The 24,597-nt window shown below is 34.9% G+C and carries 29 protein-coding genes and 2 pseudogenes; 26 read left to right on the plus strand and 5 right to left on the minus strand.

Annotated elements, in window-relative coordinates:
- Window positions 1-133 precede the first annotated feature (133 nt).
- From DW721_RS11200 to DW721_RS11215, 4 genes are all read left to right on the plus strand, one after another.
- Window positions 134-1,435: a Na+/H+ antiporter NhaC family protein gene (locus tag DW721_RS11200; RefSeq protein ID WP_118745810.1), complete on the plus strand. Its 1,302-nt coding sequence runs from the start codon at window positions 134-136 to the stop codon at window positions 1,433-1,435.
- 10 nt (window positions 1,436-1,445) lie between these two features.
- A complete protein-coding gene (locus DW721_RS11205) occupies window positions 1,446-1,970 on the plus strand; it encodes a YcxB family protein (RefSeq protein ID WP_118745811.1) in 525 nt (174 codons plus the stop codon).
- 179 nt (window positions 1,971-2,149) lie between these two features.
- On the plus strand, window positions 2,150-2,599 hold the full coding sequence (locus tag DW721_RS11210) for a MarR family transcriptional regulator (RefSeq protein ID WP_055945241.1): 450 nt from the start codon (window positions 2,150-2,152) through the stop codon (window positions 2,597-2,599).
- On the plus strand, window positions 2,583-3,938 hold the full coding sequence (locus DW721_RS11215; protein WP_347560378.1) for an MATE family efflux transporter: 1,356 nt from the start codon (window positions 2,583-2,585) through the stop codon (window positions 3,936-3,938). Before DW721_RS11210 ends, DW721_RS11215 begins: the two co-directional genes overlap by 17 nt.
- Window positions 3,939-3,943: 5 nt before the next feature.
- Here DW721_RS11215 and DW721_RS11220 read toward each other — a convergent pair whose 3' ends face one another.
- The gene (locus DW721_RS11220; protein ID WP_055945235.1) at window positions 3,944-4,393 is read right to left on the minus strand and encodes a MerR family transcriptional regulator; all 450 of its coding nucleotides are present in this window, start codon (window positions 4,391-4,393) and stop codon (window positions 3,944-3,946) included.
- 423 nt (window positions 4,394-4,816) lie between these two features.
- On the opposite strand from DW721_RS11220, the gene DW721_RS11225 reads away from it, so the two are divergent.
- The gene (locus tag DW721_RS11225; protein WP_118745812.1) at window positions 4,817-6,178 is read left to right on the plus strand and encodes an MATE family efflux transporter; all 1,362 of its coding nucleotides are present in this window, start codon (window positions 4,817-4,819) and stop codon (window positions 6,176-6,178) included.
- A 152-nt stretch (window positions 6,179-6,330) separates the two neighbouring features.
- On the opposite strand, the gene DW721_RS11230 is transcribed toward DW721_RS11225, so the two are convergent.
- Window positions 6,331-7,692: an MATE family efflux transporter gene (locus DW721_RS11230; RefSeq protein ID WP_118745813.1), complete on the minus strand. Its 1,362-nt coding sequence runs from the start codon at window positions 7,690-7,692 to the stop codon at window positions 6,331-6,333.
- Window positions 7,693-8,011: 319 nt separating this feature from the next.
- Between DW721_RS11230 and DW721_RS11235 the strand changes: the two genes are divergently transcribed.
- The 18 genes and pseudogenes from DW721_RS11235 to DW721_RS11315 all read left to right on the plus strand — a co-directional run bounded on the left by DW721_RS11235 (window position 8,012) and on the right by DW721_RS11315 (window position 20,219).
- Window positions 8,012-8,977: a Gfo/Idh/MocA family oxidoreductase gene (locus DW721_RS11235; protein ID WP_118745814.1), complete on the plus strand. Its 966-nt coding sequence runs from the start codon at window positions 8,012-8,014 to the stop codon at window positions 8,975-8,977.
- 18 nt (window positions 8,978-8,995) lie between these two features.
- On the plus strand, window positions 8,996-9,235 hold the full coding sequence (locus tag DW721_RS11240) for a hypothetical protein (RefSeq protein WP_118745815.1): 240 nt from the start codon (window positions 8,996-8,998) through the stop codon (window positions 9,233-9,235).
- Window positions 9,204-9,740, plus strand: coding sequence for a TIGR00730 family Rossman fold protein (locus DW721_RS11245; protein WP_118745816.1), 537 nt, complete (start codon window positions 9,204-9,206; stop codon window positions 9,738-9,740). Before DW721_RS11240 ends, DW721_RS11245 begins: the two co-directional genes overlap by 32 nt.
- A 77-nt stretch (window positions 9,741-9,817) precedes the next feature.
- On the plus strand, window positions 9,818-10,084 hold the full coding sequence (locus DW721_RS15915) for a hypothetical protein (protein ID WP_147355404.1): 267 nt from the start codon (window positions 9,818-9,820) through the stop codon (window positions 10,082-10,084).
- Between the two features lie 112 nt (window positions 10,085-10,196).
- Window positions 10,197-11,486: an AAA family ATPase gene (locus DW721_RS11250; RefSeq protein ID WP_118745817.1), complete on the plus strand. Its 1,290-nt coding sequence runs from the start codon at window positions 10,197-10,199 to the stop codon at window positions 11,484-11,486.
- Entirely contained in the window at window positions 11,473-12,129 is a 657-nt protein-coding gene (locus DW721_RS11255; protein ID WP_118745818.1) for a hypothetical protein, read from the plus strand. Before DW721_RS11250 ends, DW721_RS11255 begins: the two co-directional genes overlap by 14 nt.
- A 93-nt stretch (window positions 12,130-12,222) precedes the next feature.
- Window positions 12,223-12,411 (plus strand): DUF6198 family protein, encoded by a 189-nt coding sequence (locus DW721_RS11260; protein ID WP_118745819.1) that lies wholly within the window; start codon window positions 12,223-12,225, stop codon window positions 12,409-12,411.
- Window positions 12,412-12,685: 274 nt separating this feature from the next.
- Window positions 12,686-12,934 carry a type II toxin-antitoxin system Phd/YefM family antitoxin gene (locus tag DW721_RS11265; protein WP_022013202.1) on the plus strand — a complete coding sequence of 83 codons (249 nt, stop codon included), beginning with the start codon at window positions 12,686-12,688 and terminating at the stop codon, window positions 12,932-12,934.
- Between the two features lie 61 nt (window positions 12,935-12,995).
- A complete protein-coding gene (locus DW721_RS11270; RefSeq protein ID WP_347560380.1) occupies window positions 12,996-13,229 on the plus strand; it encodes a Txe/YoeB family addiction module toxin in 234 nt (77 codons plus the stop codon).
- Between the two features lie 264 nt (window positions 13,230-13,493).
- Complete coding sequence (locus DW721_RS11275) at window positions 13,494-14,009, plus strand: nicotinamide-nucleotide amidohydrolase family protein (RefSeq protein WP_118745820.1); 516 nt, start codon at window positions 13,494-13,496, stop codon at window positions 14,007-14,009.
- A gap of 255 nt (window positions 14,010-14,264) precedes the next feature.
- Window positions 14,265-15,446, plus strand: coding sequence for an MFS transporter (locus DW721_RS11280; RefSeq protein ID WP_118745821.1), 1,182 nt, complete (start codon window positions 14,265-14,267; stop codon window positions 15,444-15,446).
- 220 nt (window positions 15,447-15,666) lie between these two features.
- Window positions 15,667-16,782 (plus strand): 5-methyltetrahydropteroyltriglutamate--homocysteine S-methyltransferase, encoded by a 1,116-nt coding sequence (locus DW721_RS11285; RefSeq protein WP_118745822.1) that lies wholly within the window; start codon window positions 15,667-15,669, stop codon window positions 16,780-16,782.
- Window positions 16,783-17,374: 592 nt separating this feature from the next.
- Window positions 17,375-17,965, plus strand: coding sequence for an HD domain-containing protein (locus tag DW721_RS11290; RefSeq protein ID WP_118745823.1), 591 nt, complete (start codon window positions 17,375-17,377; stop codon window positions 17,963-17,965).
- 82 nt (window positions 17,966-18,047) lie between these two features.
- Complete coding sequence (locus DW721_RS11295; protein WP_243036002.1) at window positions 18,048-18,194, plus strand: hypothetical protein; 147 nt, start codon at window positions 18,048-18,050, stop codon at window positions 18,192-18,194.
- 138 nt (window positions 18,195-18,332) lie between these two features.
- On the plus strand, window positions 18,333-19,151 hold the full coding sequence (locus DW721_RS11300; protein WP_347560379.1) for an MATE family efflux transporter: 819 nt from the start codon (window positions 18,333-18,335) through the stop codon (window positions 19,149-19,151).
- Window positions 19,152-19,331: 180 nt separating this feature from the next.
- Window positions 19,332-19,460: pseudogene (locus DW721_RS11305) on the plus strand (AAA family ATPase); the annotation flags it as partial.
- Window positions 19,461-19,696: 236 nt separating this feature from the next.
- On the plus strand, window positions 19,697-19,939 hold the full coding sequence (locus DW721_RS11310; protein ID WP_118745825.1) for a hypothetical protein: 243 nt from the start codon (window positions 19,697-19,699) through the stop codon (window positions 19,937-19,939).
- A complete protein-coding gene (locus tag DW721_RS11315; protein ID WP_118745826.1) occupies window positions 19,896-20,219 on the plus strand; it encodes a hypothetical protein in 324 nt (107 codons plus the stop codon). The genes DW721_RS11310 and DW721_RS11315 overlap by 44 nt, the downstream gene beginning before the upstream one ends.
- Window positions 20,220-20,323: 104 nt before the next feature.
- Here the strand turns inward: DW721_RS11315 and DW721_RS11320 are convergent.
- Window positions 20,324-20,419 (minus strand): annotated as a pseudogene (locus DW721_RS11320) (winged helix-turn-helix transcriptional regulator); the annotation flags it as partial.
- A 349-nt stretch (window positions 20,420-20,768) separates the two neighbouring features.
- On the opposite strand from DW721_RS11320, the gene DW721_RS11325 reads away from it, so the two are divergent.
- The 3 genes from DW721_RS11325 to DW721_RS11335 all read left to right on the plus strand — a co-directional run bounded on the left by DW721_RS11325 (window position 20,769) and on the right by DW721_RS11335 (window position 23,005).
- The gene (locus tag DW721_RS11325; protein ID WP_118745827.1) at window positions 20,769-21,593 is read left to right on the plus strand and encodes a hypothetical protein; all 825 of its coding nucleotides are present in this window, start codon (window positions 20,769-20,771) and stop codon (window positions 21,591-21,593) included.
- A 29-nt stretch (window positions 21,594-21,622) separates the two neighbouring features.
- The gene (locus DW721_RS11330) at window positions 21,623-22,450 is read left to right on the plus strand and encodes an HD domain-containing protein (protein WP_118745828.1); all 828 of its coding nucleotides are present in this window, start codon (window positions 21,623-21,625) and stop codon (window positions 22,448-22,450) included.
- Between the two features lie 171 nt (window positions 22,451-22,621).
- On the plus strand, window positions 22,622-23,005 hold the full coding sequence (locus DW721_RS11335; RefSeq protein ID WP_118745829.1) for a hypothetical protein: 384 nt from the start codon (window positions 22,622-22,624) through the stop codon (window positions 23,003-23,005).
- 45 nt (window positions 23,006-23,050) lie between these two features.
- On the opposite strand, the gene DW721_RS11340 is transcribed toward DW721_RS11335, so the two are convergent.
- Entirely contained in the window at window positions 23,051-23,797 is a 747-nt protein-coding gene (locus tag DW721_RS11340; RefSeq protein ID WP_118745830.1) for a hypothetical protein, read from the minus strand.
- A 157-nt stretch (window positions 23,798-23,954) separates the two neighbouring features.
- Window positions 23,955-24,425, minus strand: a complete 471-nt coding sequence (locus DW721_RS11345; RefSeq protein ID WP_118745831.1) for a LytTR family DNA-binding domain-containing protein — start codon at window positions 24,423-24,425, stop codon at window positions 23,955-23,957.
- Window positions 24,426-24,597 lie beyond the last annotated feature (172 nt).

Here is a 24,597-nt window from a genome sequence, read left to right on the forward strand (position 1 = left end):
TTTTTATAGGTTTGCATCCTTGACAGAATAACCTAAAAATAGTTAAATATAAAAACAGAAATATTTGAACAATAAGTATCGGAGCATTAGTTTCGTGTGCAGTTTACAATGTATTTAGAAATGAGGATAGAGCATGAAAAGGAAAGCAAATCCGGTGGCACTTTTGCCGATTTTTGTATTTTTGGCATTATATCTGGGGCTTGGAATTGTATTTGAATATATAATGAAAATTCCAATGGGATTTTATAATATTCCAATAATTGTGGCTTTTTTAGTAGCTATTTTAACTGCCTGTCTGCAAAACAGAGAGGTATCTTTTGATGAAAAACTTGAAATCATGGCACAGGGAATGGCAGACAAAAATATAATAACAATGCTGCTTATATTTCTGACAGCCGGAGTGTTTGTTGGTGTTGTAGGTCGGGATAGTGCAGAAAGTGTCGCATATTTTATGCTGCAGTTAATTCCGGCACGGTTTGCAGTTATTGTTCTTTTTATCGTTGCGTGTTTTGTGTCTGTTGCAATGGGAACTTCTGTTGGAACAATAACACTTATAACGCCAATTGCTGTTGCGGTGGCGGATGCTTCTGGTTTTTCAGTGCCGCTTTGCGTGGCTGCGGTAATGGGTGGTTCTATGTTTGGAGATAATCTGTCATTTATTTCAGATACGACTATTGCTGCGTGCAATGGACAGGGTTGTGCAATGAAAGATAAATTCAGGCAGAATTTCCGGATTGCATTTCCAGCGGCTGTTGTGACTGTTATTATCATCGGGGTTTTATCGATGAATACCAATATAAACGGAAGCGTGCATCATAATTACAATCTGGTACAGATAATACCGTATGTACTTGTATTGATGGGAGGGATAATCGGCTGGAATGTGTTTCTTGTACTGCTGACGGGTATTGTATCAGGAGCGGTTATAATGTTAGTTACGGGACAGACTTCTGCTGTGGAACTTGTCACAAATATGGGAAATGGTGTATCGGGTATGTTTGAAACCTGTATCGTAGCAGTCCTTGTAGCTGCATTGTGTGCATTAATTCGTGTATATGGCGGTTTTGATGCACTTTTACATGGAATACATCATGTATTCAAAGGAAAACGGGGCGGACAGCTTGGTATGGGGATTTTAGTTGGTGCTATGGATATAGCGACTGCTAATAATACGGTGGCTATAGTAATGGCAAATCCGATAGCAAAAGAAATGGCACAGACATATGAGATTACACCGAAAAAAACAGCATCGCTGCTGGACACATTTTCCTGCATAACACAGGGGATTTTGCCTTATGGAGCACAGATGCTTGTTGCAATATCAGCGGTTACGGAATTAGGGGAAAGTATATCGGCATTTGATATTATCCCATATATGTTTTATCCGTTTTTTCTGCTGGTAAGTTCTTTAATTTGGATTGGTGTAAAAAGATAGGAGGATTTTTATGAAATACAATATTGATTTAAATGACAACGATTACATTGAGTTTAATTATTCGTATCTGAAACATTCAAAGATTGGGAAGTATTCTCTTTTAGCTACAAGAATTTCTTTTCCTATTGCAATGTTTGTTTTTGTTTTGGCACTACTGATTATCAAGATAGAAATAGGTCTTGTCATATCGGTTGCTGCAGTTGCAGTTTTATCAACTGTTTTGTGGTGGTTTATCGTGCCTGTTTTGATGCGTAGGAATATTAAAAAGAATATTATGAAAATGAAAAGTGACGGAAAGCTGCCTTATCATGAGAAAGCTTCGGTTGAGTTTTTAGATGACAGGATTGTTGAAACTTGCGAGCAGGGTGAAACTGTAGTTAAATACAGTGATATAGTTAATGTTTATGAGGAGAAAGGTTATATCTACATATTTTACGGTGCAATGCAGGCATTTATATTGCCTGAGAGATGTTTTGGGGACAATGAAATCAGGGAGATTAAAAATAAATTGTCACAATCAGGTGTTATGGCATAAAGTTAAAGTGAATATAAAAATTGTATATAAATATATGAATTTAGGAAATGCAAATATGAACTGATAAATTCATTTAAAACTTGACAAATAGAATGAAAGTCTATATAGTTATCTAAGGTAATTAACAAAGGTAATTATATGGGCTTGTTTATTTAAAAATCGTGGAAAGAGGTTTTATTATGACTATCGAAAAGATAAAAGCAATATTTGATGCGTGCTATTTGGCAAAGCGGTCAAGGGATTTACTTCCTCCCCTTCCAAAGGGTGTTACACCTTCATATATTCACTATCTGGATGTGATTGAGTCATTTGGACAACAGGGTGTAAGCGTAAAAGTATCGGATATAAGTGACGCACTTGATATTCCAAGACCGGGGGTGACACGCACTGTAAAAGAGATGCAGGCAAAAGGCTATCTTCGCAAACAGACATCCGAGAGTGACGGTCGTGTTACTTATATTACTGTTACAGAGGATGGAAAAAAATTATCCAAGATATATAATACACAGTATTTTAACAGATTACTTCCGCTTCTTGAAGATATTTCAGATGAAGATGCGGAATGTACAATAAGGACTATTGAAAAACTTTACAAAGTTATGTCAGAGAGGAGTGTTACAATTGAGTAGTAATAATAAAACAGATTTTACGCAGGGAAGTATATTAAAAAAATTGTTCTGGTTTATGCTTCCGATTTTAGGGGCACTTATTTTGCAAGCGGCTTACGGTGCAGTGGACTTGCTTGTTGTAGGAAAATTTGGCTCGACAGCAGGACTTTCAGCGGTTTCAACAGGAAGTCAGGTACTTAATCTGGTGACATTTGTTGTCACACAGTTTGCTATGGGTATTACGGTTCTTATAGCAAGATATATTGGAGAGAAGAAAACGGGGCAGATAGGAAAGGTACTTGGAGGGGGTGTTGTTGTCTTTACGATAATATCAATAGGATTGTTTATTTTTATGGTATGTTTTGCAAGACTTATTTCAGTTTTGATGCAGGCACCAACGGAAGCAGTTAGTCTTACAACGGTTTATGTCCGTATCTGTGGAAGCGGAATATTTTTTATTGTTGCCTACAATGTACTTGCGGCAATTTTCAGGGGACTTGGGGACAGCAGGTCCCCATTGATATTTGTATTTGTTGCCTGCATTGTAAATATTGTTGGTGATATGCTTCTGGTAGCTGGACTTCATATGGATGCGGCAGGTGCGGCACTTGCCACCGTTCTTGCTCAGGCTGTCAGCGTTGTGTGTGCGATTGTGATGCTATTCAGGAAAAAACTTCCATTTTCAATAGCGAAATCAGATTTTAGATTAAACAAACAGTGCCGTAAATTCCTTGAAATCGGTCTGCCGCTTGCCTTGCAGGAGTTCCTGACACAGCTTTCATTTCTAGCACTTTGTGCTTTTGTAAACAGGCTTGGTCTTGAGGCATCATCGGGATATGGAGTTGCCTGCAAGATAGTAAACTTTGCGATGCTGATACCAAGTTCGCTTATGCAGTCGATGGCATCTTTTGTATCGCAGAATGTCGGTGCAGGAAACAAAAAAAGAGCAAGACAGGCAATGTTTACAGGAATTGGAATCGGTGCTGCATTTGGATGTGTTGTGTTTTGTATAGTAATGTTTAAGGGCGATGTACTTGCCGGATGCTTTTCAAATGATGCCGCAGTTATACAAAAGGGATTTGAATATTTGAAAGGATTTGCACCGGAAACGATATTGACCGCCGTGTTGTTTAGTATGATAGGTTATTTTAACGGAAATAATAAGACATTATGGGTAATGATACAGGGACTTACACAGACACTTCTTGTGCGTCTGCCGATGGCTTATATCATGAGTATCCAGCCTAACGCAAGCCTTACAAATATCGGAATTGCAGCACCTACATCAACGGTTGTCGGAATTGTTTTGAATATTATATTTTTTTTTCATATGAGTAAGAAAGAGACTGCAGGTGAATAACTATCTCAATCAGAGGAGTGTGTGTGCGAATTGTCATATGCTATGCGAATATCTTCCGGAAGACCGTTTGGGGTTAATGCTTTTGCGGTGTCCTCATTGCCATCTTTCGTTGCCTGAGAGTAATACCAGCATTTGTACTTAAGCATATCCAGAGTTTTGTGTAGTTGTTTGATTTCTACTTCCACGCGTTCTTTTTGTTTTTGTATAAGATCAAAGCGATCGGAATAAGTGGCAGGACCTTCTGCACACCAATCCATAAAGAGCTTGATATCCTTGATTTCAAGACCGGATTTCTTTAGGCACTCGATTACCCGTAATGCCTCAATTTCGTTTTCGCTAAATTTACGAATACCGGATTCTCGTATGAGTTGCGGAAAAAGTCCTTGATTATCGTAATAGCGAAGTGTTGAAATTGGCAAATCAAACATTTTTGCTACTTGTCCAATTGTGTACATGGCATACCTCCAAAATATTTTTTTGAATATATCGACTTAAAGTAAGGTTTAATGATTAGTGTTAGTATAGCATATGAAATGATGTGATTCAAAACAGGCAAAATTGTTTTTTTTAATTTCTTGCTTATTATAATGCATAAAGACAAAAAAGCAAGAAATTTTTGTTTGACATTTTTCAAAAATAAAAATATAATAACTTCTAAACGAGTACACTAGCGTAAATCCAGTTTTGTTACTCGCTTTTTTGTGCACCAGTTGTCGCACATTATGAAAATATATAATGCATTTAAAAGTGTGTAGCTTATCAGCGTAAGTCCAGCTTATGTGATATCTACGCATTTTTTTTATGCAGAAAAAGGAGGCTAAATCCTCTCCTCACCAGAAGGTTCGGATTTTGCTTCGCAAAACAAGGAGGATTATAAAATGGCAGAAAGTAACAAGATGAAGGAGATGCCGGTAAATAAGCTCATGGTTCAGATGGGAATACCAATGATTTTATCTATGGCATTGCAGGCGGTTTACAACATTGTAGACAGTGCCTTTGTTGGAAATATGAGATCAGGAAGTGAGGCAGCACTTAATGCACTTACACTTGTATTTCCGGTTCAGATGCTCATGGTAGCAGTTGGAATTGGAACAGGTGTTGGAACCAATGCACTTCTTGCAAGAACACTTGGACAGGGAAATAGCAAAAAAGCAGCAAAAGTTGCTGGAAACAGTTTGTTTCTTGGAGTGATTATTTATGCGGTGTGCCTGTTGTTTGGAATTTTTGGAGTAAGAGCATATATTTCATCACAGACAATTGCCCCTGAAGTTATTTCAATGGGAACAGACTACTTAAAAATATGCTGCGTAATTTCATTTGGGATTATTTTCTTTTCGTTATTTGAAAAACTTTTACAGGCAACAGGGCGTTCACTATATTCTACAATAGGGCAGGTTGTGGGTGCAGTGTTGAATATTATTCTTGATCCAATTATGATTTATGGTATTGGACCAGTTCCGGAAATGGGGGTGAATGGAGCTGCATATGCAACAGTAATTGGACAGGTGGCATCTGCGGTACTTTTGTTTATATTCCATATAAAGCTTAACAAAGAATTTGAGCACGGAGCAAAGTATATGAAGCCGGATGGAAGGATTATAAAGGAAATATATTCTATTGGACTCCCTGCAATTATTGCACAGGCACTTATGTCTATTATGGTGTATATGATGAATCTGATTTTGAAATTCAATCCTTCCGCACAGACTGCATATGGATTGTTCTACAAAGTACAACAGTTTGTATTGTTCCTCGCCTTTGGACTTAGAGATGCAATTACACCGATTATTGCTTTTGCATACGGAATGCGTAGCAAAAAGAGGATTCATGATGGAATCAAATACGGATTGATATATACGATTGTCCTTATGATTGTTGGTGTAGCAATTACAGAAATTTTCCCGGGAGATTTTGCAACTTTGTTCAATGCAGGACAGTCAAGGGAATATTTTATTGGAGCAATGAGGGTAATTTCAGTAAGCTTTCTGTTTGCTGGAATAAATGTTGCTTATCAGGGAATTTATCAGGCATTGGATGGGGGCATTGAATCATTGGTAATCTCGCTTTTGAGACAGCTTATCATTATCCTGCCACTGGCTGGGATTTTTTCTCTGTTTGTCAGAAATGGTCAGATGGGAGTTTCTATAATCTGGTTGGCATTCCCAATAACTGAGGTGATTTCATGCCTGGCAGGATATATATTTTTAAAGAGAATCAGAAAGAATAAAGTAGATTTTTGAATTAAGGAGGAAAAAATGACAAAATGGTATTAAAAAGCTTGCAAAGAGCTTAAAGACTTACAAGAAATTCATGTATCAGAAAGGATTGAATAAAAAAGCTAAGATAACAAAATAAAATACAGAAAGTGTAAGAGTTCTTAACAGGTGAAAGTTCACTCTTTCATCCTGTTAAGTTCAGGCAGTACCGTAAACAGCATAGTTATAAAACACATACTTCCACCTATTACATTAGATACAGGTTCTGCCATAAATACACCGTCCGTTCCCATGTGGAGAGCGTATGGAAGTATATATGTGAGCGGCACAACAATAAACACTTTGCGTAAAAGTGAAAAGAAAATTGCCTGTTTTCTTTTGTTAAGTGATTTGAAAACGGTCTGACCGATATATTGCAAATCCATAAAAATAAATGCAGCAAAATAAAGTTTCAATGCAGGCACAACATCTTTTATAAGTGTTGCATCGGAACTAAATATCATAATTAAATATTTAGGGGCAAGTATGATAATACTCCACATTATGCCGGTATAGATAAGTGCCATGATAGCCATTACTATGCCGGCTTTTTTTACACGCTCCGGGCGTCTTGCACCATAATTATAACTGATGATAGGTGAAGAACCCTCTGTTATGGCATAGATAGGAGTTTCGACCATCTGTCGTACACTTGAAACAATAGTCATAACGGAGATATACACATCACCGCCGGTAACATAAAGTACATTATTACAGCAGATTGAAACAAGACTGTTTGTGAGCTGCATTATAAATCCTGCCGTGCCAAGAGTTATGATATTTTTGGCAATGGAAAGGCAGGAAGAAAATTCGTTTTTATGCAGCAGCCTGACCTTTATCTCAGCTTTTTTGCGAAGAAAATAGAAAACAAAAACAGCAGAGAGTATCTGTGATATTACGGTGGCAATGGCAGCACCGTTTACTCCAAGCCCGAACACAAAGATAAACAGCGGGTCGAGTATAATATTTGCAACTGCACCGATTGTTACGGAGAACATCCCTGTTGTAGAATATCCCTGTGCATTTATAAACGGATTCATGCCGGTAGATACCATGGCGGGGAGAGTTCCAAGCAAATAGATTACAATATATGGTCTTGCATAAGTCAATGCGTTTGGGGATGCTCCAAAAAGAACGAGCAGCGGTTTTGAAAATACAATGCCGATTAGCATCAGGAATATTGCACTTGCACATACCATTGTAAAAGATGTATTTAAAATAGTATTTGCCTTATTATCGTCACCCATGCCGCGATTAATGGAAAAAATCGGAGCACCGCCGCTTCCGAAAAGATTGCTGCACGCTGTGATTATCATTATCAAAGGAAAACAGAGTCCGACGGCTCCGAGAGCGGCAGTTCCGATTTCAGGAATACGCCCGATATAAATACGGTCAACTATATTGTAGAGAAGACTTAAAAGCTGTGCTACAAGCATTGGGAGAGCGGCATTTAAGATATTTCCTGTTACAGTGCCGGTTTCAAAATTTATGCGTTTCATGATTATACCTCGATTTCATTTGTATTTTTGCTTGTTTAAATATTCATTATTTTGAGTTTCTGTGGAAGAAACAGTATTTGCCTTCAACTTATAGTTTTTATCTTGATTTTCAGTTAGAGAACAAATCTTGCTTTCGCTCAGTTATATGTTGAAAATAATTATAGCATGATTTAAACTATATTTAAAATATATCTTATAAACTCAGATATTTGTAAAACTGTCTATATCCGTAATTAAATTGCAAAAAATATAATACAACTTATAAGTAGTTTTGCAAATAATTAAATATATTTTTTAAGCATCTAAGGGGGCATTGTTTATGAAAGATATTAAATGGGCAGTTTTAGGTACGGGAGTAATCGCAAATGAGATGGCACAAGCTTTGATAAAAAAGGGAAAGAGCATATATTCAGTTGCGAACAGGACACATCAGAAAGCCGTTGAATTTGCAAAAAAATACAATATTAACAAAGTGTATGAGGATATGAATGATGTTTTTGAAGATCCAGAGGTGGATGTTGTATATATTACAACTCCGCACAATACTCATTATGAATTTATGATAAAGGCAATAAATAATGGAAAACATATACTTGTGGAAAAATCCATAACATTAAATACAAGTGAGTTAAGCCGGGTAATCAATTTGGCAGAACAAAAGGGAGTTGTAGTTGCAGAAGCAATGACTATATATCATATGCCGATTTATAAAAAATTAAAAGAAATGCTCAAATCGGGAGTTCTTGGAAAAGTAAACCTTATCACAATGAATTTTGGGAGTTTTAAGGAATATGATATGAACAACCGTTTCTTTAATCCAAATCTTGCAGGAGGAGCAATGCTTGATATAGGGGTGTATGCCCTTTCATTTATACGCTGGTTTATGGATTCAAGACCGGATAAATGTGCGTCACAGACAAAAAGTGCACCGACTGGAGTTGATGAACAGGTTGGATTACTCCTTATGAATGATGAAGGTCAGATGGCGTCGGTCATGCTCTCGCTTCATTCAAAGCAGCCGAAAAGAGGAATGATTTCGTGCGAGAAAGGATATATCGAGATTATGGAATATCCGAGAGCATGGGAAGCAGCGATACATTATGTCGAGTCAGGTGAAACACAAAAGATAACTGCAGGTGAAAATGCAGATGCCCTTGTATATGAACTCGAAGATATGGAGAGGGCAATAAATGGTGAACATGAATGTATGCATCTTGATTATACATGGGATGTTATGGATATGATGACGGGTGTCAGAAATTTTAAATATCCTGAGGAGATGTGATAGCAGACAAATTATGATATGGAGTATATCCATTTCGCAAAGGATGAACCGTCCCTTTTCTGCTTTTTATTTATGTGTGCAAATGCATTTAAGGAGATAAAAAGATATTCACAGAATATTGAGTTGTACGAAAAGTCAGGTTTTGTGAGATTTAAGAAAACAAAAACAGAGAATAAAGGTTTTGTGTATTTAGAAAAAATAGAAAATAGAACGGAGAACATTAAAGATGAACATTACAGTGTATCTTGGGGCTTTTGAGGGAAATGACCCGGCATTAGCAGATGAAGTAAAGAAACTTGGAACATGGATTGGCGAGAGTGGACATTCACTTATATACGGTGGTTCTAAGTCGGGACTTATGGGGGTGATAGCTGAGAGCGTATTAGAAGCAGGTGGAGATGTGACGGGTGTAGAACCACAGTTTTTTGTTGATGCCGAATTGCAATACGATGAGATAACTAAGCTTATAGTCACAGAAAATATGGAAGAAAGAAAAACAAAGATGATTGAACTTGGGGACGCATTTATTGCATTTCCGGGTGGAACAGGCACTTTGGAAGAAATTGCAGAGGTTATGTCAAAAGTATCTTTAAAGCAGCTTGATGCACCATGTATATTGTATAATCTGAACGGTTATTATAATGGACTTAAAGAACTTCTTGAACATATGATTAAAATGGGATTGTCCTCAGAGGAACGGCAGGAGGGCATATATTTCGTCGAAAACCTTGAGCAGATTAAGGAGATATTGGGTAGGAAATAGAGAAAGTCATGCATATAAAAAAATAAAGTAATTATTTTTAACAAATGTGGCAGGACTTCCGTGTACGACATTGTAAGTTGCCGTTATATTCAGACGGTCTACATCCGTATCTGCCCAGTCTGCAATGTTCTGCTGCAAACCGATGCGGCGGTGAAGACTCGACAAGTGATAAAATGTCCTCTGATGTGTTAAATTCGTTCAGCCAGGCGTGCACAATATTTACTGTACAGAATTATGGTGCAGGGCAATTAAAAAGATGTAAGAAAGTGCTTATTTTATGTATTATCGAGGATGCGATAGTGACGGCTGGTGCGATATTTTTAATCTTACTGTCCGTCACATAGGTTTAAGATGGGGAGGAAATAGTGAATTACAACTTGTATTTCGGATGGATTTTTGGGATAATATAGGATATAATAACTGAATAAAAAATGTTGCTAAAAATGAGGTAGGATAATGAAATTAAGTATTAGAAACTTTGCAAAAATTTTAAAAGCTGATATTGAGATTGACGGAATCACAATTATTGCGGGAAATAATAATATTGGTAAAAGTACGATAGGCAAAACTTTAGACGCTGTTTTCAATGCAACATATAATATAGATGAAAAGATGAATAATGCAAGAATTGATTCGTTGTCACATATGTTACGCAATGAAATTGAGCAAAACAGATATAAACATGATTTAAGATTCAGACATTATACCATGCGTACTTATAGTGAATTTGCTAAGGTCCTTTTAGAATGTGAATCAGCAGAACGGGAAGAAATCTGCAGAAAATATGAAGAGCGTATGATTCCACAAAGTGATGACGAATCAGATTTTGTAGAAAAGGTAATTGGTTATTTAGAGGAAAATAAAAAAATATCGGATGAAGTATTTAGCAGGACGATATATACTAATTATTTTGATGAATCATTTCATGGGGAGATAAATTCTTTATATGATAAAGAGGGTCTGGCAGAAATAGTTTTGTCAATAAAAGAAAAAGATATTCGATTAATTTTTAAAAAAGATGAGTGTATAGAAGAAAAACATCAATTTGAAATTTTAAATAACTCCATTTATATAGATGACCCTTTTGTTATAGACGAAATGAATCATATATTAACATTTGGAATATCAGAACTTTCGCTTCATAAGAGAAATATTTTACGAAAGTTGATTCAAAAAGAAGACAAAGAAGTAGAGGAAAAGGCGTTTTCTGATTTATTGGTAGCAAATAAACTTGAGGATATTATCAAGATTATTAACAGAGTGGCTGCCGGAAAAGTAGTAAAAAAACAAAAATATATGTACCAGTTTGCTGATGATTCTTCTAAGGAACTGGATGTTGCTTCATTGTCAACGGGAGTCAAAGCGTTTTTGATTTTGAAACAATTATTATTAAATGGAAATCTGAGCGATAAAGATGTTATTGTATTAGATGAGCCTGAAATACATTTACATCCGGAATGGCAGTTGTTATATGCAGAAACAATTGTATTGTTGCAGAAAAAATTTGATTTTCATATTGTTGTAACAACGCATAGTGCTCATTTTATGGAGGCTTTAGAGTTATATTCAAAAAAATATGAAATATCCGAAAGATGTAATTATTATCTGGCAGATATGCAGGAGAATGGAGCAGTTTTTGAAAATGTAACAAAAAATATAAGTAAGATATATAAACAGATGGTTGACCCAACTTTATTATTAAGCAGGTTAAGAGAGGAACTGGAAACAGAAGATGACGAATTATGAGCAGATTAAAGGGTTGTTTCAGAAATTTGCAGACAAATATAAACGACAAATATGTATAGAAACAGAGCTTTCAAGTGCTTCAGAGGATAAGGCAGAAACAAAAAGAACGGGTGATAAGAAACTTGTTTATGAAAATAACAGGCAGGATTTGAAAATAATTGATATGGATGAGATTGCACATAATGTATATCGTATTGCACGGTTTCCGGATTCTGTTAAGGAAAGTGAATCACTTGCTTCAGCAGATGCGTTTGCAATCAGTTCTGAGGATATATGGTATTTTATAGAATTTAAAAATCAAAAAATATCAAAAGCAAAAGACAGCGTAACAAAAAAAGCGTTTCAAAACTGGTATTGGATTGTAGATATATTATATGAACTTAAAGATAAGAATAATATGCAATATAATACATTTAATTATGATAATCCTATTGCGTTTGCAAAAGAAAATGTAGTTTATATTTTGGTGGTTAGTGAGGAAAAAAATATTGTAGATGCTGATAAGATGCGTAAATGTCTTTTGGCTGGTCAAAAGTTTCAATCAGATTACATGAGAAAACTAGAAAAATATATTTTTAAAGAAGCATATATTTATACTCCTGAATTATTGGAAAATAATTTTGTTAAGCATTTTAAATATTAGGAATCATTGGTGAATATATCTCTTGCCATCTCCTAAAAAAGGACTATAATTTCATGCGGAAAAATCCAATAAAAAAGAAAAGAGATGTAAGACATGAAAGACAAAAGACTTATACTTAGAGGAGAGGTAGCACTTATTTTGGCAATCATAATAAACAGACCGTATTCAAGAGTAAAGATTACATTTGATGTGACCTGTCTGTTTGTAACAGCGTGTCTGACATACTTTGCACTTGGAAAAATTCTCGGACTCGAAATAGGTTTTCTGCAATTTTATAAATAATACTTGATGTACGGCAAAGCGTACGCTATAATATAAATGACATAATAGATTTCGTCAATTTGTAAAAGTATGTGTACTATTGACGAAAATGATAACTATATTTGTTTTATTAGCAAAACATATATAGATTTACAATTACGGATGACAATAATATATTATTATTAAAAAAATTTTACTGACGAGACTATTATTTAAAGAGATGTAGAGATTACTTTACTGAAAATTATTATTTTTAATTTAAAATTGAAACTTGATTATTTAAAGGAGATTTATTATGTCAACGATTAATATTACAAATGCAAGAAAGGATCTTTATAATCTTGTGGAAAATGTCAGTGTTTATCACGAGCCGGCATTGATTGTTGGCAAAAAAGGGAACGCTGTGTTAATTTCAGAAGATGATTGGAATGCAATACAGGAAACATTGTATTTAGATTCTATTCCAGGTATGACAAAATCAATTTTGGATGGAGTAAAAGAACCAATGGAGGATTGCATTTCAGAAGATATGGTACAATGGTGATGTATAAAGTTTTTTTACTAAACAGGCTGTTAAAGATTTAGAAAAATTAAAACAGGCAGGTATTTCATCTAAGGCAAAATTACTGGTAGATATTATTAAAAATGCCCCTTATCAGACTCCGCCACGATATGAGAAACTGGTGGGAAATCTTGATGGGATTATTTCGAGGAGAATAAATATACAACATCGGTTGGTCTATCAGGTATATGAAGATGAGTTTACAGAAGATGATATAAAATATCAGGGAACAATAAAAATTATCCGAATGTGGACTCATTATGATAATGTAAGATAAAATTTATAATTTATCTGCACAAAAAATTAACAGGGATGTCGCAAGCAGTACTATAGAATATACTTAATGTGACAGCCTTGTTAATTTTATTTTTACCAACATATTAATCTTCATTTCTGAATTAAGAAATTCTTTTTGCAGCGGTATATTATGATGAAAGAAATCAGGTAGTTCAATGTTTGAAAATGGATTTCAGAGATTTTTTGTTAAGTTTCATAAGTAAAAGCATTTAAGATTGATTTACGGGGGATAGTAAGGAATAACATGAAAAATAAAATTGACAATTTAATAAAAAAACTGATAAGCAGCGGCACCACAATCTCAACTATGGAGAGCTGCACATCAGGTCTTATTGCATCCATGATAACCGACACGGAAGGGGCATCAGCAATCTTTCCGGGCGGATATGTGACTTATCTTAATCAGACTAAGATTTTTGTCGGTGTGGATGAAGGTATAATAAATAAATACGGTGTGTATTCAAACGAGTGTGCTAAGGCAATGGCACAGACTGTTAAGGAAAAATTGAATACGGATATAGCAATCGGTATAACGGGAACGACAGGAAATGTTGACCCCAATAATGCAGACAGTGTTCAGGGAAAAGTATATTTTTGTATAATTGCAGGTGAAAAAGTAAATTCTTTTGAGTTTGATGCTGATGTTAAGGGCATGGACAGACATGAGATTAAGTTGTTGTATGCTGAAAAAGTGTTTGAGAAGCTGGAAATATTAATAACTAAAACTTCCCACACCAATAAGGTGCGAATCCCATTTTAGGTATGGGAAGTCTTAGTAAAATATTGTTTGCGTAAGATAACATATGTTAAAATATAAATAATAAAATAATGTTAGAAATTAACTGTATATTTCAATTATTTCCTAAAAAAATGTAATATAATACAAAAAAATATAAATACATAAACAGGTTATGGTAAAACTGCAAAAGTATAAATATTCAAACAGCACAATACATAATTAGTTGCTGATATTTACATTTGCGGTAAAACATAGGAAAAATTGGAGGAAACAGAAATGAAAGACAAATACGGAAAAACTCTTATTGCGTGTTATCTTGGCTTTATTACACAGGCGATAGCGGCGAATTTTGCACCATTGTTGTTTTTAACTTTTAAAAGAACATATGGAATACCGATAAGCGAGATAGCATTTATATCAACAACATTTTTCTTCACGCAGCTTTTAATAGACTTGTTCTGTGCCAAATTTGTTGACCGCATCGGTTATAGAAAGTGCGTTGTTGCATCTGAAATATTTTCGGCAGCAGGACTTATAGGACTTGCAATATTGCCGGAGATTTTGCCAAATGCGTATGCAGGAATTATTATAAGCGTTATTGTTTATGCTATGGGAAGCGGTCTTATAGAAGTGCTTGTAAGTCCGATAGTAGAAGCCTGTCCGTTTGAAAATAAAGGCAGTGTAATGAGCCTGCTTCATTCATTTTACTGCTGGGGGGCGGTAGGAGTCATACTTTTATCGACAGCGTTCTTTGCTGTATTTGGAATAGAAAACTGGCGGATACTCGCCTGCATATGGGCGTTAGTTCCTATTTATAATGTATTTAATTTCCTTAGTTGTCCGATAGAACGACTGACAGAAGAAGGAGAGGGGCTTGCAATAAGAGACTTGTGCAGACTTCCGATATTCTGTATTTCTATAATATTAATGGTCTGTGCAGGTGCAAGCGAAATCTCAATGGCACAGTGGGCATCAGCCTATGTAGAATCGGCACTAGGACTTTCTAAGAGTGTCGGAGACATTATGGGACCGTGTCTGTTTGCAGTCGCAATGGGGATAAGCCGATTGTTTTATGGAAAGTACGGAGAAAAAGTTGACCTTATAAAATTTATGACAGGTTCAGGCGTGTTGTGTCTTGTATGCTATCTGCTGGCGGGACTTGGAGCCAATCCCATTGCCGGTCTTGCAGGCTGTATAATATGTGGTTTTTCAGTCGGCATAATGTGGCCTGGTACGATAAGCATAACATCAGTAAGGATAAAAGCAGGAGGAACAGCTCTTTTTGCATTACTGGCAATGGCAGGAGATATGGGAGGTTCGATAGGACCTGCAATAGTTGGATTTGTAACACAAAATGCCGGTAATAATCTCAAAGCAGGAATGCTTGCAGGATGTGTATTTCCGATAGTTCTGGTAATATCGGTATGTATGTTGAAAGTTATGAAAGTGAAGCAATGAAACTTCCTGCCATAGTTTTAAACTATGGCAAACTACAAAATAAAGATATTATACATATGTAATGGTGAAATGATAATATAACTTCAGAAAAACAAAAGTATTGTTACGAGCAAGCAGCAGAGCAAATTGCAAATATACGCTTAACATATTGTTACTCGTAAATTAGTATTTAAAACTTTAACATAAGTATGAACAAAGAAACAAACAGGAGGTTATACAGATGAGTACATTAAAAACACCATTCAGATATGATTTTGTAGGAAGCTTTTTAAGACCACAGAAATTAAAAGATGCTAAGGCTGATTTTGCGGCAGGTAAGATTACACAGGACGAGCTTGAAAAAATAACAGATGACTGCGTCCGTGACATTGTCGCAAAGCAGAAAGCAGCAGGCTTTCATGCTATAACAGATGGAGAATTTCGCAGAAAGTTCTGGCATCTTGATTTTATGTGGGGATTTGAAGGTGTTGCTCATGAGAAAAAGGGCGGCGGAGTTCAGTTTAATGGAGAGATGGCAGACCTTGAAGCCACTTATCTTGTTGGCAGGGTTAAGGCAAAAGAACATCCATTTGTGGAATATTTTAAATTTCTTAAGCAGTTTGAGGATGAGAATACAGTGGCTAAATACACGATTCCTGCACCTGCACAGATGTACCAGCAGATGATAGTTCCTCAGAATATTGCTAAGACAAGAGAGTTTTATGAGGCGGATGATGAGCTTATACAGGATATAGGAACAGCATATCAGGAAGTTATCGCACAGTTTTATGAGGCTGGATGCCGTAATCTTCAGTTTGATGATTGCACATGGGGTGCGATTGTAGGGGATGCCGCAAAACAGAGATATAAATCACTCGGACTTGATATTGAAGATGTAAAGGCACAGCTTTTGAAAGTAAATAATCTTGCACTTGAAAAGAAACCGGAAGATATGGTTATAACATCACATATCTGTAGAGGTAATTATCATTCTACATTCTTTACAAGCGGACCTTATGATTCAGTTGCAGATTATGTATTTGCACAGGAAAATGTTGATGCACTTTTATTAGAGTATGATGATGAGAGATCCGGTGGATTTGCACCGCTTGCAAAAGTTTCACCTGATAAGAAAGTTGTTCTTGGTCTTATAACAACTAAGAAACCTGAACTTGAGGACAAGGAAACCGTAAAGGCAAGAATTGAACAGGCTGCAAAATACATTACGCTTGACCGTTTATGTTTAAGTCCACAGTGCGGATTTGCTTCGTGTGAGATTGGAAATAAACTTACGGAAGAACAGCAGTGGGCAAAACTTGCACTTGTGAAAGAGATAGCAGAAGAAGTCTGGAAATAAAGAAAGACTACCGTTAAAACAAAACAGACAGAGGGTTTTAGAGCTGTTACCATTTACACTATATATCGGGCAATAAAGAAACTAATTATATATTGTGTTATGAGCAAGTATAAAAGCAGATTGCAAATATTCGCTTGACTTATGTATATATATATGAAAGTTTTGCAAATGTCTGGAGATATATAGGTGAATAGTAGGCAGAAACCTCTGTCTTTTTTTCTTTGTCAGCGTAAAATTTTATTTGGATAAACAAAAAAAGAAATTATTTTGTGTTTGAATTTTATTTGGATAAACAAAAAAGAAATTATTTTGTATTTAGATTTTATTAGCGTAAAGCTTTATCTGAATAAAGAGAGAAGACACCATTTTGTGTTTGCTTTTTGCAAAGGTAGAAAATAAAAATAAGCAATGTTATAATGTAATGCAAAGGTTGAAATCAAATAATAATGTAACAATCAGAGGTATAAGAATACTTTGAGGTATTATATTGAATACTTTGCGGAGTTGTTAAAAGCAAAGTTTTAATTTTACTATAATTGCAAGTATGACACGGGTTATCAGAATTTGATTTATTTTTAGGAGGCAAAGTTTTATGGATGAAAGATTAAAAAAACAGCTTGATTTTGCATTGGAGATAGATAAGGAAAAAAATATATTCAGACAGACACATCTGTCAGGTCACGGCAGAAATGAAAATGATGCGGAACACGCATGGCATATGGCAATCATGGCATATCTGTTAAAAGAGTATTCAAATGAACCGGTGGATATTGGAAAAGTTATGCTTATGTGCCTGATACATGATATAGTGGAGATTGATGCAGGAGATACATATGCGTACGATGCTGAAAATCTTAAGACACAGAAAGCAAGAGAAGATGCGGCAAAAGAGAGGCTATTTTCAATACTCCCGGAGGAACAGAAAGACGAACTTATAAAGCTGTTTGATGAGTTTGAGGAATTTAAGACAGCGGAGTCAAAATTTGCTCATGCGATGGACAATCTCCAGCCTTTAATCTTAAATAACAGTAACGGTGGCGGTGACTGGATAGAACATGGTGTGACGGCAGAGCAGGTGTACGGCAGACAGAGCAAAACAAAACTTGGCTCTGAGCGTCTGTATGAGGTTATTGACAGAATTATAAAGGAGAACATTGTTAAAGGGAACATAAAGCCGGTTTAAAAGTATTTTATAGGAGTGTTCGTACGCTTTATAGCATCGTGTTTGTCAGCAGATAAAAGTCTGCTATTAGGGAAAAAATGTAATGTCGGGTTCTGTTATCAAGGAACTTCCGGTAGCTCTTGAATGTGAACTTATCAAAGTCATAGATGACAATAAGTATCTTGGCAGAATTAAAAATGTAAGTGTTGATGAGAGCGTATTAGGTGAGGATGGGACGAAGTTGAAATAAGATTTTTGTTTGACTTTTTTTTAAAACACAAATATAATAATTAACGAACGAGTAGCAGACTAGCGTAAATCCAGTTTTGTTACTCGTTTTTTATGTGTGTCTTATCACACATATTGATAAATTATTCTTGATCCAATCATGATTTATGGAATTGGTCCGGTTCCTGAGATGGGAGTAGAGGGTGCTGCATATGCTACTGTAATCGGACAGGTTGTATCTGCTGTATTGTTGTTTATTTTCCATATTAAATTAAATAAGGAATTTGAGCATGGAGTAAAATTCATGAAACCGAATGGCAGAATTATCAGGGAAATCTATGCGATTGGACTCCCTGCAATTATTGCACAGGCATTAATGTCTATCATGGTATATGTGATGAATCTGATTTTGAAGTTCAGTCCGTCAGCACAGACAGCATATGGATTGTTCTATAAGGTACAGCAGTTTGTACTGTTCCTCGCCTTTGGACTTAGAGATGCAATCACACCAATTATTGCTTTTGGGTATGGAATGAGGAGTAAAAAGAGGATAAATGACGGAATCAAATACGGACTTGTTTATACGATTGTACTTATGATTGTAGGTGTGGCAATTACGGAGATTTTTCCGGGGGCTTTTGCAACTTTATTTAATGCAGGACAATCAAGAGGATATTTTGTTGGAGCAATGAGAATTATTTCCATAAGTTTTATTTTTGCAGGAATAAATGTAGCATATCAGGGAATATATCAGGCGTTGGACGGTGGCATCGAGTCACTGGTTATTTCGCTTCTCAGACAATTTGTGATTATTTTACCATTGGCGGGTATTTTTTCAATTTTTGTAAGAAACGGTCAGATGGGAATTTCATTGATATGGTGGGCATTTTCGATAACGGAAGTAGTAGCTTGTGCAGTTGGATATGTATTTTTAAAGAGAATAATAAGAAATAAAGTGGAAAGTATAAGTAAAGTATGATTTGGGTCAGAAAAAGTGCAGAGTAAAGTGTGATTTAGGTTGGAAAAAGTGTAGAATAAGGTGTGATTTAGGTCGGAAAAAGTGTAGAATAAAGTATGATTTAGGTCAGAAAAAATGTAGAGCGGTATGTTGAATAGAACGGAAAAAATGTGATATACTCTTTTAAAGAGGTGATGATGAATGTATAGATTTGCGATAGAAAGTCTTTTGCAGTGGAAAGAAAAAGAAAACAGAAAACCTTTGCTCTTAATGGGTGCGAGACAGGTTGGAAAAACATGGTTAATGAAAGAATTTGGAAAAAAATATTATGATAAAGTTGCAAAGTTTGAAAGCATATTGTGAGAAATATCATCCCGAAAAAGCAGTACGATTTTCATCAAAAAAGTATATTGATCAGGGCTGGATGGAAAATATTCCATTATATGCGGTTTGCAATTTATGATATACTCAACTCCAAAATCCAGATGTTTCGCATCTGTAGCACTTTGTGTTATATGAATTTGTGATATAATAATCATTAGAGAAAAATATAAGGAGACAAAATCATGAACATAGAAATAAAAGAATACACGAAAAACGACCTTAAGACTATGATACAGATATGGAATGAGGTTGTTGAGGATGGAGTTGCATTTCCGCAGGATGAACTTCTTACAGAGGAGAGCGGAAAAGAATTTTTCAGGGCACAGACATACAGTGCGGTTGCAAAGGATAAAGAAAGTGGAGAAGTTTACGAGGAGATAAATGACAGGAAATGGAAAAATGAAAACATATATAAACAAATCTAATGATGAAATCATAAAAAAACATATAGCAAACATGAATGAATTTTGCATTGAAAATATAGATTTTGAGCAGGGAAAAGAACAGCTTCAAATGATATACAGGTATTATGTTAAGAGGTTTTCAAGTGATGAAATATCATATAAAAATCTTATTATATTAAAAGATGAAATGAGTCGCGATGTTAATATCGGTGAAAAATACAACAAAAATACAAGTCACTGGATGAAATATTTTGTTTCATGCAGTGGCAGTGAATGGAAAGAATTGTGGCAGGCATTATAAAATGACTTTATCTGTTCACATCCTACAAGATTTACTCATTGATGCATGGTCTGACAGATAATGGCTAATGTCATGTTCATGTTTGCAAGTGGGCAGTAAGTTTGCTATTGCATCTGCTTATATGCATTACCCCAATCGACCATTGAGTCAAGAATAGGTTTAAGTGACTGACCGAGTTCGCTTAGTGCATATTCAACTCTTAATATGTTGTCAATTAGTTACAAAAAGGTTACCCGGAGATAAATAGTATTCGTAATGATGTATTATTTTGATTTCTTCAAAAATATCAACAGGTCAGTACACTAGCGTAGAGTGCTATATACTTGCCATGATTTCGCACTTTAGCTGCTATTTCAGTATCCATTTCTTGTGATTATTTGACAGGCTGGTGTCCGAGAGTAATACATTTATAAATAATACTAAATAATAGTTTAAAAGTCTTTGCATGGAATTGATATAATAAATAAAGTATAATATCATTGAACAAGTTGTTTAATAAAATAAGCTACATTTATGTTACAGGATATAAGGATGAGGAGGAACATAGATATGAAAAAGAAAATAATTATACCATTAAGTATTATCGTACTTGTATTTTTAGTGGCAAATATTGTTACATACGCATATTCAAATGAAAATTTATTTGAATTTTTCTTTGCTGATAACAACGCTGTACAGAAGAAAATAACAAATAATCTCTTAACAAGAGAAAATCAAAAAATTGAAATTGATAATTATGTTATTGAGTTAGAAGAAGGCCTATGTGAAAAGAAAACACAGCTTGGATATTTGGTGATTTCAGTTTCCGATAAAAATGGTAATAAAGTGGATGCAGATATCGACAAAAAAAATAATACAATAAAATCATTTGGAAAAGATAATCGTTTTACATTTGAGTATGAAGCAACAGGTACATTTACTAAATATGCAGAATATAAAGGGAATAAATTATATATTTATGTTTCTTTTGAGATAAATAATGAAATTTGGCAGGATACAGACTTAAACAAATGCATAAAGATTACAGATACAGCAAAGAGAATCAATAAGAAATATAAGCAGTACAATTTTAATTTAAAATTTGCTGATGATTGCAAAGAATTTAAGTCAAAAGCTGGTGTGTTATATCTGTCGCCTTTAGGTTTGAGATATGTGACAAATAATACTATGGATGAGCTTGTAATCGCAATAAAAGATGAAAATGATAAAACAGTCAATAGTCTGAGCAATAGTGATAATATACTCAGCGAATCCGGTCAAAAGTACAATGGTAAAGCTAAAGTTCAGTATGCTGCCGAATTTGATGAATTGTTAGACTTAAAAAAGGTATATAATATTTATATCAACAAAAATAAATTGGAAGAAGTTAAGTAACAATACGATGTAAAATAAGGAGATTTCTAATGATCATAGACAGAAAAAATGTTGAAGACACTTTTAAAAAATATACTGATAATTATGATACAAGTGATGAGAAGATTAAACTTAAGGTTGACCACACCTACCGGGTGGCGGCTCTTAGTGAGAGGATAGCAATATCACTTGGACTTGATAAAGCTGATACAGACCTTGCGTGGCTTATCGGTATGCTGCATGATATAGGCAGATTTGAACAGTTAAAAAATTATGGGACTTTTTCGGATGCCGACTCTATCGACCATGCACACTATGGAGTTGAACTTTTGCTTGATGAGGGGCTTATATGGAAATTTGTTGATAAAACTAAATCAAAGGCAGATATTGAAGATGATAAATCAGAAGATAAGTTAAAAAAGGAATTTTCGGAGCTTGATATATTAAAAACTGCGATTTTTAATCACAGTGCATATCGCATTGAAGAAGGACTTCCTGAAAAAGTACAGATGTTTTGCAATATTATAAGGGATGCTGACAAGATAGATATATTAAAAGTGAATTATGATGTAACACTTGAGGTTATTTATGATGTAACAACGGAAGCTCTTAAAAATTCTAAAGTGACTGAGGAGGTTATGACGGCATTTATGGAGCATCACGCCGTACTTAGAAGTCTTAAAAAGACACCTATAGACAATCTTGTCGGTCATGCGGCACTTGTGTTTGAACTTGTTTATAATGAGAGTTTTAAAATTGTTAAGGAGCAGGGTTATCTTAAAAAGATGCTTTCTTTTAAATCTGCTAATAAAGAAACGGTAAAACAGTTTGAGTTACTTAACAGAGATATGGACGATTTTTTGAGAACAAAAAATTAATCGGAATATTTCTTCAACTGTAATAAGTTATGACAGATGGATGTTAGAAGATGGAAATAACCATTTAGGCGTTAAAATCGACCATTTAGACATGATTTTCATGAAATAGGGCATTTATATTGGCTTGCGGACAATCCGGTTGAGTCACCGGCGGGATATGATGTGTCTCTTATGAATCATGGACGAAACAGAAATAAAATATATGAGCCACAGGTTTTTGATGTTTCAAATGTAAAAAGAAAATACAGCAGTAAAGCTGCTTATGATATATCAGATAGTATGACTGACGATACCGTAAATTATATAAGTGTAGATGAACCTGAGTACAATAAGGCTTCAAAATTTGTAAAGGCGGCGGATATACTTGTTTCGGGAACTGTTGCTGCACAGGAAACAAAAATGCTTGAAACAGGTACAGATAAAGAGAAAATGCCATATACGATATATAAGATTGAAGTTAAGGATAAATATAAGGGTGATTGCAGCAGTACGATATATGCAAAAAGACTTGGTGGAAAAATAGATGGCAGAGAGAGCATTATGATTTTCCAATGAAATTTATATAAAGAGCAAGCCGAAAGACTTGCTCTTTTATAAATTTTATACATAAGTAATTATCACACTTCCGAATTTAACTTCTCCCGTCAGATAAACAACAGGTGAACCGGTACTTTTATTGCGATTTCGTTCTTCTATAGCACCTGCAAAGACTGAAGCTTTCGGTATAATCTGCCATTCTTTTGGAATGAAAAGCTGTGTAGAACCAAAACTCTGTCTGACATGGATCTCAGCAGACTCAGATATTATCTTTGCACTGTCAAAGTAAACTTTGAGTTCTCCGAATGAGCAGTCGAGGTCTGCTTTTTTAAAATCACCCGTGTTTATATATTTAGCTGATGCTCCAAAGCGGTTACTTCCATAGAAAGTATCGTTTGTATCTTCATTAAATACAGTCTGATGTCTGCCAACTTTGTCAGGGTCATCATAATCGTCCCATTCTGCGTGCTTGTTTTGGTTTGAATATTTATTGTTAAAATTCTTTTTTGGAAACAACATTGAAAAACCTATTGTCAGCAGTAAAGCAACAATAATAACAATTTTTGTTGATATATGCGGAAGTCCTAAAATGTTGTCAAATATTATCCATAAAAAGGCAAGTGAGAAGAAGAAACCTGCGAAACTTCTTTCTATAATTGAATTTATCGCTGTTCCGATAAAGATAACACCTAATATAAGTTTAGTTATGCTTACCGCAAGTGTTACAATGTGAAGCTGGCATAAGATAAGATAGCAGGCTACTGCGATGAGCATAAGCCCCCAAAAAATTGAATTTCTGTTTCTGTTCATGTTTAACCTCTTTTCCGTGCCTGATATGGCACTAAAATGTGTAAAGTTATTGTTGAAATTTTGCCGGTACCGTAATATGACAGGTTTATGTCAAATGATTTAAAATGCTGTGTAATATGTAATGCTATTATTTATGATAATTTAGTGTATGATGATTTTACAATTTGTGAAATCGCCTCTCCTCCATTTTATTTTTCAGCATTTTATAATATGCTCTTGAAACATAAACTTCTTTGTGCGTGTTATTAAATGATATAACACTTGATGCAGCAAGGTTTCTCTGTATTGAGTAGATAAGACTGCTGTTTACTATGGCTGATTTTGATATCCTGATAAAGGCTGCCGGGAGGATTTCTTCAAGTTCATAAAGTTTATATTTGGTTTCATACGCATCTGTTGCAGTATGAGCATATATAACAGAACTTTCTGTTTGAAAAAATAATATATCATTTAGGTTCATATAATATTCGGTATCGCCCTTGTAAAAAATTATCTGGTTTAAACTGCCGTTTCCGGCATCATAGCTGGCAAGCATTTGTTGTAGTTTGATAATATCCGGTGTAAGTTTGTGGCATTTGATGATGATTTCAGGTTCGCCTTCATCTGTCACTTCTAATAGTATTTTCAATTTTTTCATTCTCCCTTTTATGGTATTTCAGGTAATTGCAAAATATCATTTTTCAATATAAAATTGAATTTATTTTAGTCATAGATATGATAGTTTCGCAAATGCCTATATTGATGTCCCTTACATGATAAGATTAAAACATATGAGAGATTTTATGTAAATAGGATTTTGG

It is taken from the genome of Clostridium sp. AM27-31LB (genome assembly GCF_003480745.1).
GTDB lineage: Bacteria > Bacillota > Clostridia > Lachnospirales > Lachnospiraceae > Butyribacter > Butyribacter intestini.